12 protein-coding genes and 1 tRNA gene are annotated in these 14072 nt (G+C 43.5%); 11 read left to right on the forward strand and 2 right to left on the reverse strand.

All coding sequences use genetic code 11. From position 1 onward, the window contains the following. Positions 1-208: 208 nt before the first annotated feature. Both IJE10_05185 and IJE10_05190 read right to left on the reverse strand, forming a co-directional pair. A tRNA-Thr gene (locus tag IJE10_05185) sits at positions 209-284 on the reverse strand. Between the two features lie 95 nt (positions 285-379). Next, positions 380-568: a 50S ribosomal protein L28 gene (locus IJE10_05190; protein ID MBQ2967494.1), complete on the reverse strand. Its 189-nt coding sequence runs from the start codon at positions 566-568 to the stop codon at positions 380-382. A 209-nt stretch (positions 569-777) separates the two neighbouring features. On the opposite strand from IJE10_05190, the gene hprK reads away from it, so the two are divergent. The 11 genes from hprK to IJE10_05245 all read left to right on the forward strand — a co-directional run bounded on the left by hprK (position 778) and on the right by IJE10_05245 (position 13985). Continuing rightward, complete coding sequence (hprK, locus tag IJE10_05195; protein ID MBQ2967495.1) at positions 778-1743, forward strand: HPr(Ser) kinase/phosphatase; 966 nt, start codon at positions 778-780, stop codon at positions 1741-1743. A gap of 13 nt (positions 1744-1756) precedes the next feature. Continuing rightward, complete coding sequence (locus IJE10_05200) at positions 1757-2701, forward strand: ROK family glucokinase (protein MBQ2967496.1); 945 nt, start codon at positions 1757-1759, stop codon at positions 2699-2701. A 66-nt stretch (positions 2702-2767) separates the two neighbouring features. After that, complete coding sequence (gene murB, locus IJE10_05205; GenBank protein MBQ2967497.1) at positions 2768-3664, forward strand: UDP-N-acetylmuramate dehydrogenase; 897 nt, start codon at positions 2768-2770, stop codon at positions 3662-3664. Positions 3665-3672: 8 nt separating this feature from the next. Beyond that, positions 3673-4824, forward strand: coding sequence for a M20/M25/M40 family metallo-hydrolase (locus IJE10_05210; GenBank protein MBQ2967498.1), 1152 nt, complete (start codon positions 3673-3675; stop codon positions 4822-4824). A 141-nt stretch (positions 4825-4965) separates the two neighbouring features. Further along, entirely contained in the window at positions 4966-5325 is a 360-nt protein-coding gene (locus IJE10_05215) for an Asp23/Gls24 family envelope stress response protein (protein MBQ2967499.1), read from the forward strand. Beyond that, positions 5322-6971 carry a DAK2 domain-containing protein gene (locus IJE10_05220; protein ID MBQ2967500.1) on the forward strand — a complete coding sequence of 550 codons (1650 nt, stop codon included), beginning with the start codon at positions 5322-5324 and terminating at the stop codon, positions 6969-6971. The genes IJE10_05215 and IJE10_05220 overlap by 4 nt, the downstream gene beginning before the upstream one ends. Positions 6972-7019: 48 nt before the next feature. Next, the gene (gene recG / locus IJE10_05225) at positions 7020-9062 is read left to right on the forward strand and encodes an ATP-dependent DNA helicase RecG (GenBank protein MBQ2967501.1); all 2043 of its coding nucleotides are present in this window, start codon (positions 7020-7022) and stop codon (positions 9060-9062) included. A gap of 123 nt (positions 9063-9185) precedes the next feature. Beyond that, positions 9186-9716, forward strand: coding sequence for a 16S rRNA (guanine(966)-N(2))-methyltransferase RsmD (rsmD, locus tag IJE10_05230; GenBank protein MBQ2967502.1), 531 nt, complete (start codon positions 9186-9188; stop codon positions 9714-9716). Between the two features lie 56 nt (positions 9717-9772). Further along, a complete protein-coding gene (locus tag IJE10_05235; protein MBQ2967503.1) occupies positions 9773-10207 on the forward strand; it encodes an ATPase in 435 nt (144 codons plus the stop codon). A gap of 66 nt (positions 10208-10273) precedes the next feature. After that, positions 10274-11023, forward strand: coding sequence for a sialate O-acetylesterase (locus IJE10_05240; protein ID MBQ2967504.1), 750 nt, complete (start codon positions 10274-10276; stop codon positions 11021-11023). Positions 11024-11390: 367 nt separating this feature from the next. Beyond that, entirely contained in the window at positions 11391-13985 is a 2595-nt protein-coding gene (locus IJE10_05245; GenBank protein MBQ2967505.1) for an InlB B-repeat-containing protein, read from the forward strand. Positions 13986-14072: the final 87 nt, after the last annotated feature.

Raw genomic sequence — 14072 nt, forward strand, 5'->3', positions numbered from 1 at the left:
AGAGTTCCTGCTGATACATGTTCTTCATAATATCTTTTTACGATCGATAGCTTTTGTTCTTTTGTCCAAATTCGTTTTGTTTGTCCTTTTTTCAACATAAACACCTCCACAATTATTTTAACACAAAAACAAAAAAAAGTAGATACATGGTGGTTTTCCATGTGTCTACTTTTATTTTACTACTTCAACAAAAGTGAAGAGTTTTTTATGGAGCTGGTAACGGGACTTGAACCTGCGACCTACGCATTACGAATGCGTTGCTCTACCAACTGAGCTACACCAGCATGTGTGAGAACAGAGGACTGTCCTCGGTTTAAAATGTCATTTTTCGGTAAACGAAAAGGTTAATCTTACGATTAACCCTTTTTAGTTGTAATTCTTAAACTGCGCGGTTTACCTTACCGGAACGCAAGCATCTGGTGCAAGCATGGATAGTTTTCGGAGTACCGTTAACCAGTGCCTTAACCTTTCTTACATTCGGCTTCCATGTTCTGTTGGTTCTTCTGTGGGAGTGGGACACAGCAATACCGAACACAACGCCTTTGCCGCAAATATCGCATTTAGCCATGTATGTTACACCTCCTTGTAATTCATAACACAATCAAGTACAATCCATTATAACAGACATTTTCCAAAAAAGCAAGTTTTTTTTGAAAAAATTTTAAAAAATATTTTTTTGTGAAAAAAAGACGAAAAAATTGCAAAAAAAACTTTACAAAAATGCACCACATGATATATAATAATATAGATAGATTTTTTATGGACAGGAGGCGTGTTATGGATACACAGGATACTGTATTTGAAACAGGTCTTGACGAGATTGTGCAAAACTTCAAACTGGAAGTAATTTCCTGCAAGGATTCCATTCCGGACGTTAAAATACATATGATGGATGTAAACCGTCCCGGTCTTCCCATGACGGGCTTTTACGATTATTTTGACCCGAACCGCATTCAGATTCTGGGCAAAATCGAACACACATTCTTAGAAAAACAGACATCCGAGAAACGAACCGAAATTGCAGAGGGGTTATTTTCACACAAAATCCCGGCACTGATTTACAGTCGTGGCTTAGAGGTTTTTCCGGAGTTTATCACGGCGTCGGAGAAATTTAATGTGCCGATTTTGCGTACCGGAGAGACCACATCCCGTTTTATGAGTGCGCTGATCAGCTACCTGAACGTACAGTTAGGACCGAGAATTACCCGCCACGGTGTTTTGGTTGAGGTGTACGGTGAAGGTATTTTAATTCTGGGCGAGAGCGGTGTCGGTAAAAGTGAAACGGCAATCGAGCTTGTAAAACGCGGGCACCGTCTGGTTGCAGACGATGCGGTGGAAATCAAAAAGGTGTCTGCCATTTCGTTGGTCGGCACAGCACCCGAGATTATCCGTCATTTTATCGAGCTTCGCGGTATCGGTATTGTGGATGTGAAGAAAATCTTTGGTATGGGTGCGGTTAAGGATTCCGAAAAAATCAATCTGATTATCAATTTAGAGCAATGGGATCAGAATAAAAAGTATGACCGCCTTGGTTTGAAAACTGAGCATACTGAAATCTTAGGCATTGAAGTGCCGTCTATCACCATTCCGGTAAAGCCGGGCAGAAACCTTGCCATGATTGTAGAGGTTGCGGCAATGAACAACCGTCAGAAGCGCATGGGCTACAACGCGGCAGAGGCATTAAATGAACGAATTACCAAAAGCATGGAGCAAGCCATGCAACAAAGAAAAAATGAAGAATAAGGAGAAAATGAAAATGATTTATGTAGGTATTGATTTAGGCGGTACAAACATCGCCGCAGGTGTAGTAGATGAAAACGGCAAGCTGGTTGCAAAGAAAAGTGTTCCCACCGGTGCGACCCGTCCTGCAGAAGAAATTTTAAAAGACATGGCACAGGTTGCCATTGCAGTCGTAGAAGAAAACGGCTATTCCATGGATGACGTGGTATCTGTCGGTATTGGTAGCCCTGGCTCCGTAAACAAAGAAAAGGGTGAACTGGTTTATGCAAACAATCTGCCCTTCTCCCATACCCCCATGCGTGCAGAAATGCAAAAATACATCAACAAACCCATCTACATTGATAACGATGCCAACTGCGCTGCCTGGGCAGAAGCCATGGCAGGGGCGACCAAAGGGGCAAATGATTCCATTGCCATCACCTTGGGTACAGGCGTTGGCGGCGGTATTGTTGTAAACGGCAAGCTTTACAGCGGTTTCAACTTCACCGGCGGTGAATTGGGTCACACCGTAATTGCTGTAGACGGTGAGCCTTGCTCCTGTGGCAGAAAAGGTTGCTGGGAAGCATATGCATCCGCAACCGCACTGATTCGTCAGACTAAGGAAGCGGCTGAAGCGAATAAAGATTCCAAAATGTGGGATTACTACAAAAAGGATGGCAAATTCAGCGGAAGAACAGCTTTCAATGCGGCACGCGACGGTGACAAAGCGGCACAGACCGTTGTGGATAACTATGTTAAATATGTAGGCTGCGGTGTTGCAGACATGATTAACATCTTCCAGCCTGAGGTTCTGGTTATCGGTGGTGGTGTTGCCAATGAAGGCGAAGCATTGCTTCAGCCGGTACGCGAATATGTAGCAACCCAGATTTATTCCAGAGAAGGCATTCAGCAGACACGCATTGAAAAAGCTTTCTTAGGAAACGATGCAGGCATCATTGGTGCGGCACTTCTGAAAGAGTAATTTCATAAAATCTGTACGCCGAAAGAAATTTCGGCGTATTCCTTATATAATAGAAAGGAAGTTAAAATGATAGAAAAGCTTGTGGCAATCTGCTCAAACGAAAATGTGTTAACAAATGAGCCTATGAAGCATCACACCACCTTTAAGGTGGGCGGTCCTGCAGATTTTCTGGTGTTTCCCGAAACGGCAGAGCAGTTAAAAGCTGTGCTGGCGTTGGTCAGACAGGAAAATGCTCCGCTTACCGTCATCGGTAACGGCTCGAATCTCCTGGTTTCGGATAAAGGAATCCGCGGTGTGGTGGTTTGTACCGTTAAAATGAAGAATGTTTCGGCAAACGGAAACGAAATTACCGCAGCCTGCGGTGTGTCCATGGCTGCTCTTGCGGCTTGTGCAAAGCAGGCTTCCTTAACCGGTCTGGAATTTGCCTCGGGCATTCCCGGAACCGTAGGTGGCGGTATCGTGATGAACGCAGGCGCGTATGACGGTTCTTTGTCCGATTGTGCGGTTGAAACCCTTTGTGTGGATTTAAACGGTAACGAAAAACGGTTCTGCGGTGAAGCACAGGCGTTTTCCTACCGCAAAAGTGCATTTTCGGGTGGCGACTACATTGTGGTTGAGACCAAATTTATGTTACACCCCGGCAACGCAACCGAAATCGAAGAAAAAATGAAAGATTTAAATGCACGCCGTAAGGAAAAACAGCCCCTTGAAAAGCCCAGTGCAGGCAGTACCTTCAAACGCCCCGAAGGATATTTTGCGGGTAAGCTGATTGAAGATGCGGGCCTTAAAGGCTATCGGGTTGGCGGTGCGTGCGTTTCGGAAAAGCACGCAGGCTTTGTGGTTAATGACCAAAACGGTACTGCAGAGGATGTACTGGCAGTTATCCGTCATTGCCGGGAAACCGTACTGGAAAAATTCGGCGTAGAAATGGAAACCGAAGTGCGTATGCTCGGAGAATTTTGAGGAAAGCTATGAAGTGTAAAAATCTGTTTGAACAGATTGACTTTCTGGAAAGTCAGTATATAAAAGTCTGGGAAGACATATGCAATATTGAAAGTCCCACCCGGGATAAGCAAGGCGTGGATAACGCATGTGCGTATCTTATACAAATGGCAAAGGAACGAGGCTGGACAATAGAAGTGCAGGAAAATGATGTTGCAGGTAACGTGGTCTGCATCACCATGAACGGGGAGTCTGATTGTGAACCGGTTGTGGTTTCCGGACATATGGATACGGTTCATCCGGTCGGCTCGTTCGGAACGCCGGCTGTTCGTATGGACGATACATACATATACGGTCCCGGTGTTTGCGACTGTAAAGGCGGTGTTGTGGCATCCTTTTTAGCGATGGATGCACTTAGACGTATTGGTTTTACTAAACGTCCTGTGATGCTGATTTTGCAGACGGACGAGGAAGTCGGCAGTTCTTTAAGCAACAAAGAAACCGTTCGTTTTATGTGTGATAAAGCAAAAAACGCAATTGCATTTTTGAATATGGAGGGACATACACCGGGTGAAGCTTGTGTTGTCCGAAAAGGCATTGTGCGATTTACCTTTATGGTTAAAGGCATTGCCGCACATTCGTCCGATTGTGCAAAAAATGGCGCAAATGCCATTGCGGAGGCGGCATATAAGCTGTTGAAAATGGAAGAGCTTAAGCGCGATGACGGAATTACCTGCAATGTCGGATTGATACAGGGCGGCAATACGGCAAACAGTGTGCCGGACAGCTGTAGCTTTACGGCAGATGTGCGGTTTGCAACGCAGGAACAGCTTCAGTGGGTTCGGAAATATGCCAAAGAAATCGCACAAAAGGTTCTTGTGTCAGGCACTGAATGTACGTTAACCGAAACAAGCTTTAGATGTGCCATGGAAAAGTCACAGAAAAATTTAAACCTTTTAGATATATTAAACCGCATTTGCAGACAAAACGGAATGCAGGAGCTCACTCCGAGCTTCCGGAAAGGCGGTTCGGATGCAGCATATGTCACAGAGGCAGGTATTCCGTGCCTGGATTCGCTGGGGGTTTCGGGTGACTATATACATTCACCGCGTGAGCGTGCGCGTAAAGAAAGCCTGAAAGAGGCGGCTAAGCGAGCTGCAGCAGTTGCTTTTTGCATATAATATTTTGTTTAAAACCGCGTGATAACGCGGTTTTTTCTTGTTGTCGAACCGAGAAAATAAAAAACAGTTGATTATTTCGGAATTTTATTGTATAATATATAATAGATTTATCGAATAGTTTGAATAAACGGAGGTGGGCATATGCCATCTAAAATTGATAATGTATATGGCGGTATTGTGATTTCGGATGATGTTATCGCAAAAATTGCCGCAACCGAGGCAACCCGTTGTGTGGGTGTTGTCGGCATGGCGTTTCGTTCTAAAGCCGACCAGCTGGCATCGGTGCTGAAAAAGGATTCCTCGTCTAAAGGTGTCCGTGTGGTGAGTGTACAGGGCGGTATTAATCTGCAGCTGCACATCATTGCAGAGTACGGCGTAAATTTGTCTGCAATCAGCAACAATATCATTGAAAATGTAAAATACGGCGTTGAATCTATGGTTGGATGCACGGTGAAAAAAGTTGAAATTACCGTTGAAGGCATCCGTATGGAAGATGCATAAGGAGGGCACAGACGTTGTTGAATAAAATTGACGGTCAGCTCTTAAAGAAGCTTATTATTTCTGCTGCCAATAATCTGACCAACCACCAAAAAATGGTGGATGATTTAAACGTATTCCCGGTGCCCGATGGCGATACCGGTACAAATATGTCCATGACCATTCAGGCGGTCAAAAAAGAACTGGAGCATTCGGAGGACACAACCTGTGCATCCGTAACCGATATTGCATCCCATGCTGCTTTGCGCGGTGCAAGAGGTAACTCGGGCGTTATTCTGTCCCAGTTCCTGCGCGGTCTTGCAAAAGGCTTAAACGGCGTGGCGGAAGCAGGCGTTCCTGAACTGATTGAGGGTATGAAGTGCGCGGTGGAAATTGCATACCGTGCGGTTATGAAACCCACAGAAGGCACAATTTTAACGGTTGCCCGCGAAATGTATGAAGCGGCGCAAACCTGGGATTTGACAAACGAAGATTTAGAAGCCTTTTTCGAATTTGTAGTGGAAAAGGGTCAGATATCATTAGATAACACCCCGAATATTCTGCCACAGCTTAAACAGGCAGGCGTTGTGGATTCGGGTGGTATGGGACTTTTGGTTTTAATCAAAGGTGCGTTGCTTGCTATAAAAGGCACACCTGTAGAGCTTACCGAAGCGGAAGAAGAGAAAACTTCTCCTGATACCCTTACCCATTCCATTCCTATGGAAGATATTAAGTTTGGGTATTGTACCGAGTTCCTGATTCGTAAAAAAAGCGAAAAAGTAAACTGGAAAGCATTAAGAAAACAGCTTGGCACCATTGGTGACAGCGTTGTGGTAGTAGATGATACCGAAATCATCAAGGTACATGTACATTCCAATCATCCGGGTATTGCTTTGGAAGAAGCATTAAAGCTTGGCGAGCTCATGAATTTAAAGATTGAAAACATGCGCGAACAAAACCGTCAGCTGGCAGAAGAGGAACGCAGAAAAGAAGAAGCGGAAGCAGCAGCGCCTCCGGTGGATTTCGGCTTTATCTCGGTTGCGGCAGGGGATGGGATTACACAGATTTTTGAAGAGCTGGGCTGTCAGCAGATTATTACAGGCGGTCAGACCATGAATCCGAGTACCGATGATTTTCTGAATCGCATCAAAAAATTAAATGCCAACACCATTTATCTTTTGCCCAACAACAAAAATATTCTTTTGGCGGCAGAGCAGGCAAAAGAGCTTTCGGATAAAAACATTGTGGTGCTTCCTACAAAAACACTCATGCAGGGCATTTCGGCAATGCTTGCCTTTGACCCGGATGCAAGTGCAGAGGAAAATACCGAAGCCATGCTTGAAATGATTGGTGCCGTAAAATCCGGTTCTGTAACCTATGCGGCAAGAAATTCCGAAGCAGACGGCTTTAAAATCAAGAAAAATGATATCATGGGTCTTGTGGAAGGGAAAATCAAGGTTATCACCCAAAGTGTGGATTTTGCAGTTCTGCAGATTTTAGATACAATGGTAGAAGAAGGCGCAACCGTTTCGCTGTATTACGGCGAAGATGTAACCGAAGCGGAAGCTGATGCATTGGCAGCGAAGGTTGAAAAAGCATATCCTTCCTGCGATGTGAATGTATACAGTGGCGGTCAGCCTCTGTACTACTACTATATTTCGGTTGAATAATGTAAAAGGTGCGTGATTCACACGCACCTTTTTATGTGAGGAAAAGAAATGCAAAACATATTTGCTTTAAAAATTACAGATTTAAAGGGTGTCGGAGAAAAGAGGGCGGCTGTTTTTGAAAAGCAGGGTATTTCTTCGGTGTACGACCTTTTGACCTATTACCCCTCAGACTACGATGACCGTCGGCATTTTACCACCATTGCGAACTTAAAAGAAGGGGAAACGGCGTGCATTATCGGCTGGCTGAAGGGTAGTGTGCGCACCTATCGCAAGCGACGCGGTTTTTCCATAAGCAGCGGCACCTTAGCGGATGAAACAGGCACACTGCCGTGCGTGTGGTACAATCAGCCTTATTTAGACAAAAGCTTTAAGGCGGGCGAAATGTACATATTTTACGGCAAAGCACAAAAAAATAAAAAAGGCTTGCAGTTTGTAAATCCGGCTACCGAAAAGGCGGAAGACGAAAGTGCCACGGGCAAAATTGTACCGCTCTATACGTTAGGCAAGGGTATCGGTGCAAAAACGTTGCAAAAAATGCTGGCACAGGCACTTGCACAGTATGCAGCACTTGTGCCCGAAAGTCTGCCCGGAAGTGTTATGCAGAAATACGGACTTTTAAATCGCAAAGACACTTTGCAAAACATTCATTTCCCCGAAGATTTTGAGCTTTTGAAACGCGCCCGGGAACGGGTGGTGTTTGAGGAATTCTTCCTGTTTCAGATGTGCGTGGCAAAAATGAAATATCTGGGCAAGAAGAACGGTATTGTCTTTCAGACTGTTACGGACAGCTTTGAAAAAAGACTGCCCTTTACCCTGACCGATGCGCAAAAAAAAGTCGTGGCAGATTTAAAGCGTGATTTTCAATCAGGTTTTGCCATGAATCGGCTGGTACAAGGCGATGTTGGTTCGGGCAAAACCATGGTGGCAGCATACGGTATGGATATCGCCATGCAAAACGGCTATCAGTCGGCGCTCATGGCACCCACCGAAATTTTAGCCACCCAGCATTATAAAACTTTCGCAAAACTGTTTACCGATTACAATGTGGAGCTTTTAACCTCCTCCACGCCTGCAAGAGAAAAGAAACGTATCAAAGCAGGGCTTGCTGACGGAAGTGTGGATATGATTATCGGCACCCACGCGCTGATTCAGCAGGATGTAGAGTTTAAAAAACTTGGCTTTGTGGTGACTGATGAACAGCATCGGTTTGGTGTATTGCAACGCACAAAGCTTGGTTTAAAGGGTGAATATCCGCATGTGCTTGTGATGACCGCGACACCCATTCCGCGCACCTTAGGGCTGATTTTGTACGGCGATCTGGACATTTCCACCATCGATGCTTTGCCACCCGGCAGAAAGCCCATCAAAACCTTTTGCGTGAACGAAAGTTATCAGGAACGGGTGTACAAATTTTTGGAAAAGCAGATTCAAAAGGGCGAGCAGGCGTATGTGGTCTGCCCTCTGGTGGAAGAATCCGAAGGGTTACAGGTAAAAGATGCCACCTCTTTTGCGGAAAGCTTAAAGGCAAAATTCCCCGATATATCGGTAGGACTTCTGCACGGCAAAATGAAGGATGCCGAAAAGGAAAAGGTAATGGAAGCCTTTGCAAAGGGTGAAATCTCGGTGCTTGTGGCAACTACCGTTATCGAGGTCGGGGTGGACGTACCAAATGCCACCTTAATGATTGTGGAAAATGCCGAGCGATTTGGACTTTCACAGCTCCATCAGCTTCGGGGCAGAGTAGGGCGCGGTCAAAACGAATCCTTTTGCATTCTGTTTGGTGCAACACGAAATCCCGAAACCATTGAGCGCCTTAAAGTTATCGAATCCTCCGCGGACGGCTTTTATATCAGCGAAAAGGATTTGGAATTCAGGGGTCCCGGTGACTTTTTCGGTACACGCCAGTCGGGCGTGCCCATGTTAAAAACCGCAAATCCCATGACCGATACCCGTCTTTTGTATATGGCAAAAGAAGCGGTAGAGGATCTTCTTTGCGGTGAACTCAAGGCGGAAAAACATGAAAAGCAACTGTTGAATTTTATCCTGAAAGAACAGTATTTTCGGTCCGGAACCCATGAAATTTTGAATTAAAGGGCAAAAAATTCAAAAAAAATGCGATTTTTTCAAAAAAAATAGCATTTACCCCTTGACAAATTTTTTGTTTAATGTAAAATATAAATAGGTATTTGTATAGTTTTGTGTATTGGAGGATTTATGCGCGTTATTTCCGGCAAGGTGAGAGGACATAAACTTTTAGCACCCACAGGGCTGGATGTTCGTCCGACACTTGACCGTGTGAAAGAGGCTTGTTTTTCTTCCCTTATGCCGTACCTGCAGGATGCGGTGGTGCTGGATTTGTTCAGCGGCTCCGGCAGTCTTGGTATCGAGGCGTTAAGCCGCGGTGCTGCCTATTGCGATTTTGTGGATCGGGCAAATGCGTCCCTTACCGCAACCCGCAAGAATTTGGAGGCAACAAGACTAAAGGATTTAAGCGGAACGCATTTAGCGGACTGGAAAGCATTCTTAAAAGGTACAAACAAAAAATACACGCTTGTTTTTTTGGATCCGCCTTATTCCAAAGACATTGAGAATGAGGTGATGGCTGTTCTCCCGTCGGTGATGGCAGATGATGGCATCGTGATGTTAGAGACAGAATATACCCCTTCGGATTTTTCGGGGTTTACACTTTTAAAGCAGTCTAAATACGGTCGCGTGTTTCTGACGTTTTATAAGAAAGAATCCTGAGAAAAGGGCAACTTACCTGAAACGAAAAAGAGTTTAAATAAAAGGAGGAATTCCCGGTGGAATTGGAAAAGTTGATTGATATTTTGGAAGAAGCGTTAGAAGATGCAACCAAAATTCCGTTCATGTCTAAGGTTATCGTAGACAAGGAAGATTTATTTGAAATGATTAAGGACATCCGCTTAAAAATTCCGGAAGAAGTAAAAGAAGCACAGAGAATCACAGCGGACCGTCATAGAATTATCAATGATGCGAAGCAGGAAGCTGACAGCATTTTAAAGAGTGCTGCTGACAAGGTTACCGTTATGGTAAGTGAGCATGAAATTGTGCATTCGGCTGAAGAAAAGGCTCGCCAGATTATGGAAGAAGCACAGACCGAATCCAGAAACATGAGAATGGCAACCAAGGAATATGTTTCCGGCACATTAAACAGCGTTGAAAACACTTTGAATGAAGTGTTGATTCGTGTACGCGAAGACAGAAACGGTTTCTAATTGAATTTAAATTTATAAAGCGAACGGTATAAGTTCGCTTTTTTTCTTTAGGAGGAAATTGAAACTATGCATTCGTTTTTATTAATCGGTCAGTCCAACATGGCAGGTCGCGGTTTTTTAACCGAGGCAGTTGAGGTGGATACCACACACATCAGAATTCAGCGAAACGGACTCTGGAACAGAATGTTTCGTCCTATCAACCCCGACCGTAGCTTTTCGGGTACAAATCTTGCAGAACATTTTGTAGAATGCTATGCCAAAGCCTATAACACAGATGTGGGTCTCATTTGCTGTGCAGACGGTGGCACCAGCTTAGACCAGTGGATGCCCGGCTCTGTGCTGTATGACAATGCGGTAAACTGCGCGCGCCTTGCCCAGAGAAGCTCTGAAATTGTGGGCATTTTGTGGCATCAGGGCGAGGGCGATATCCGAAACAAAGGGTATCTGACCTATAAAGCGCGGTTTGAGCTGATGATAAAGAATCTTAAAGCCGACCTTGGTATACCGCATGTTCCGGTGCTGGTGGGTGGTTTGGGAGACTTTTTGGTGCATTATGTAAAACCCGACGGCTCGAATATGGGAGAATACGTAAAAGTAAACGAAGCGCTCCAAAGCATCGCACAGGACGATAAGCTTTGCGGATTTGTTTCGGCAGTGGGCTTAACTTCCAATCCCGATAACCTGCACTTTAGCGCAAAAGCCTTGTACGAATTCGGTCAGCGCTATTTTGACGAATACCAAAAAATTACCGGCGGTAAATTGATTTCGGACATTCGGAACGAAAATAACGAAAGGTCCGCTCTCGAACAGCTTTAAACAAAAAGCACAAGCAATTTTGTCCATTGCTTGTGCTTTTGTTTTGCTGTCATTCTAAGGGAGTGTGCGACCGAAGAATCCCATATACAAACACGCAATTTATTTTCCTCTTGCCAAATTGAAAAATGTGTGATAGAATGATAATGCTAAACATAACTTAATATATAGTGGCAGGAGTATTTTTATTTTAGGGATAATACTCTTTATTTGCTATAATGTTTTTTGGATTTGATAAAAACGCAACTCCCTTAAACGTTGTAGCAGATTTATCCTGCCTTCTTTAAGTTATGTTTAGCGACTGATCGGAGTTTGCGTTTTTTTGCGCCTGCTCCGGTAGGCGCATTTTTTAATTTTGGAGGAATTTAGGATGATGAAAAAAATTCTGTTTGGGATTGTGGTTATTTCGACGTTACTTTTGGGGGGTGTAACAACTGTTAGTGCCCAATCTTGGTTATGGCCAATTCCCACAAGCGCGACATTTAGCAAAACGCTGTCGCGAGGGTGGTGGTATAATTCATCAAGTGATTATCACGCCGGAGTTGATATTGCTGTTAGGACCGGTACTGCGGTTATGGCTTCAAAGGATGGTACGGTATGGAAAGCATATCGAGGTTGTGGTAATTATAGTTGCAATGCTGGATCTTGCTCGTCAAATACCTGTAGCGGGAATGCTCTTTCAACAAAAAGTAGCAGTGGGTATTGTGGTGAGTCATATGGTAATTCAGTATTTATAAAACATAGTGATGGAACTATCAGTATATATGGTCATTTGAGTGAAGTTCTTGTAAATGCAGGAGATTCAGTAACGCGAGGACAGATGATAGGTAAAAGCGGAAGCTCAGGATATTCAACAGGTCCTCACTTACATTTTACAATTACTACCAAAACTTCCGGGTACTCAAAAAACAGTATTAATAACAATCCGCTTAATAGTGGCATGTCAATTGGAAATAGTAAAACAGATATGGCGGGTGCGACCATTACATATGCGATGAAAGAAACAGCAGATTCCACCGCAACAGAAACGCCGGCATACCCAGACAAACCGATAAAATATGTTGTTTGCAGCACAAGTGACGCATCTGATATAACTGCAACTTCTGCTAAATTTAATGGTACATTTACCAATCCTGCAGGAGCGAGGATTGTAAAACGAGGTTATCAATGGGGAACTACACCGGAAATGTGTAATCTTACGATGTTTGATTGCGATATAACATGGGCAGATGGATTGAGTCACAATATGAAGGGGTTGTCACCAAATACAACATATTATTTTAAGTTAATTATACAAGATGAAAATGGCAAGTATATTTACGGAAACACCAAATCTGTTACAACGTTATCTAGTGGCATAGAAAAAGTTAGATGCAATACTGGCGATGCATATAATATAACAGCAACTTCTGCTGCTTTTAATGGTACGTTTACCAATCCATCTGGAGCAAGGATTGTGAAACGTGGCTTTCAGTGGGGCACTACACCTGAGATGTGCAATTTCACTGTATTCGACTGCGATATAACGTGGGCAGATGGTCTAAATCATAATATGACAAATTTAGAGCCAAATACAACATACTATTACAAGTTGATCGTAAAGGGTGAAAATGGCGATTATGTTTACGGAAACCAAAAGACATTTACAACCTTACCGGCACCTGATACTGAAAAACCTATAATTACTAATTTAAAAGCTAGGTACATAAGCGAAAAATCATTTACTATACAGTGTAATTTGTATGATAATGCTGATGTAACACGAGTATGGATGGTAATATATTCGCCGAATGGCGAGCATCAATTTGGTGCGAGTGCATCAAATGGCGCATTCAGTTATACAGTAAATACTTCCGACTATGGTGGCGCGGGTTATTATTCAGTACATATATATGCTTTTGATGCAAATAGTAACAGTAGTGGTAAGTATTCGACTGGTAAATTTTTAGTTGCTGACGATACAGTCGCTCCCACACTCACCGATTTGACCGTTTCAAATGTTGGTAATAAAGTGTTTGAAGTTAATTGTAATCTTTGGGATAATGTAGATGTCACGCGGTTGTGGATAGTCATATATTGCCCTAAAGGTGAATTTCAATTTGCAATTCCAGCGAAGCAAGGAACTTTCACTTATCCAATTGATACAGAGCTCTATGGCGGTTTGGGAAAGTATTCAATACATTTATATGCGTTTGATGATGCTGAAAACAGTAGTGGAATGGTTTCTACAGGATCCATAATTCCGCAATACTATATCGGGTATGATGCAAATGGAGGCGATGGAGCACCAGGTGTACAGGTGAAAAAATACGGAGAACGATTAATATTAGATAGTACGCAACCGATTCGTGCTGGATATATTTTTAAAGGGTGGTCTAAAAATTCTGCTTCTACAGAAGTTGATTATTATCCGGGAGATGCATTTGAGGGAAATAATGATTTGATGCTTTATGCTTGTTGGGAACCAATGAGTTTTAAGATTACATTTAATGCAAATTTAGCCGGATTTTCGGAAAGTGTAAAAACGGTATGGTATAATTCTAACTATGGAGATATACCGGTTTTATCTAAGGAAGGATATGCTTTCCTTGGATGGTTTACTGACCCGTTATATGGGAGTTTAGTTACTGCTAATACAACTGTATCAATTTTAGAAAACCAAACATTATATGCACATTGGGAATTGTTAGAGCCATTTGTGGAGTCAGTTGTGATGGTTAAGGGAGATGTGCATACGATAAACTCAGAGGTGTATCATGTGGACAGCGGTGTGTTGGTGGTTGCAGGGTACAAGAGTGGACAGATGGTAGACAAGACATATGTGCCGTACAGCAAGGATATGCCGGATGCAGAGCTGACGGGCGATATTGATGAAATACGGGTTATGGTCTGGGATGCGCTTGGCAGTTTTAAGCCAGTGTGTGAAATGGAGATTATACCCGAAAGTGAATTTGCGACAGAATAATAAAGAGCACAAGCAATGAAAAAATTGCTTGTGCCTTTTTGCTTTAAAGTGGCACAAAAAAGCCTTCCCCTCTGAGGGGAAGGTGGG

The organism is Clostridia bacterium (assembly GCA_017410375.1).
Classification (GTDB): Bacteria; Bacillota; Clostridia; order RGIG6154; family RGIG6154; genus RGIG6154.

What these genes read in the sequence shown, in the direction of transcription:
- IJE10_05190 (MBQ2967494.1), bottom strand. Translation starts at nt 568, where the DNA reads ATGGCTAAATGCGATATTTGCGGCAAAGGCGTTGTGTTCGGTATTGCT.
- hprK (MBQ2967495.1), top strand. Translation starts at nt 778, where the DNA reads ATGGATACACAGGATACTGTATTTGAAACAGGTCTTGACGAGATTGTG.
- IJE10_05200 (MBQ2967496.1), top strand. Translation starts at nt 1,757, where the DNA reads ATGATTTATGTAGGTATTGATTTAGGCGGTACAAACATCGCCGCAGGT.
- murB (MBQ2967497.1), top strand. Translation starts at nt 2,768, where the DNA reads ATGATAGAAAAGCTTGTGGCAATCTGCTCAAACGAAAATGTGTTAACA.
- IJE10_05210 (MBQ2967498.1), top strand. Translation starts at nt 3,673, where the DNA reads ATGAAGTGTAAAAATCTGTTTGAACAGATTGACTTTCTGGAAAGTCAG.
- IJE10_05215 (MBQ2967499.1), top strand. Translation starts at nt 4,966, where the DNA reads ATGCCATCTAAAATTGATAATGTATATGGCGGTATTGTGATTTCGGAT.
- recG (MBQ2967501.1), top strand. Translation starts at nt 7,020, where the DNA reads ATGCAAAACATATTTGCTTTAAAAATTACAGATTTAAAGGGTGTCGGA.
- rsmD (MBQ2967502.1), top strand. Translation starts at nt 9,186, where the DNA reads ATGCGCGTTATTTCCGGCAAGGTGAGAGGACATAAACTTTTAGCACCC.
- IJE10_05240 (MBQ2967504.1), top strand. Translation starts at nt 10,274, where the DNA reads ATGCATTCGTTTTTATTAATCGGTCAGTCCAACATGGCAGGTCGCGGT.
- IJE10_05245 (MBQ2967505.1), top strand. Translation starts at nt 11,391, where the DNA reads ATGATGAAAAAAATTCTGTTTGGGATTGTGGTTATTTCGACGTTACTT.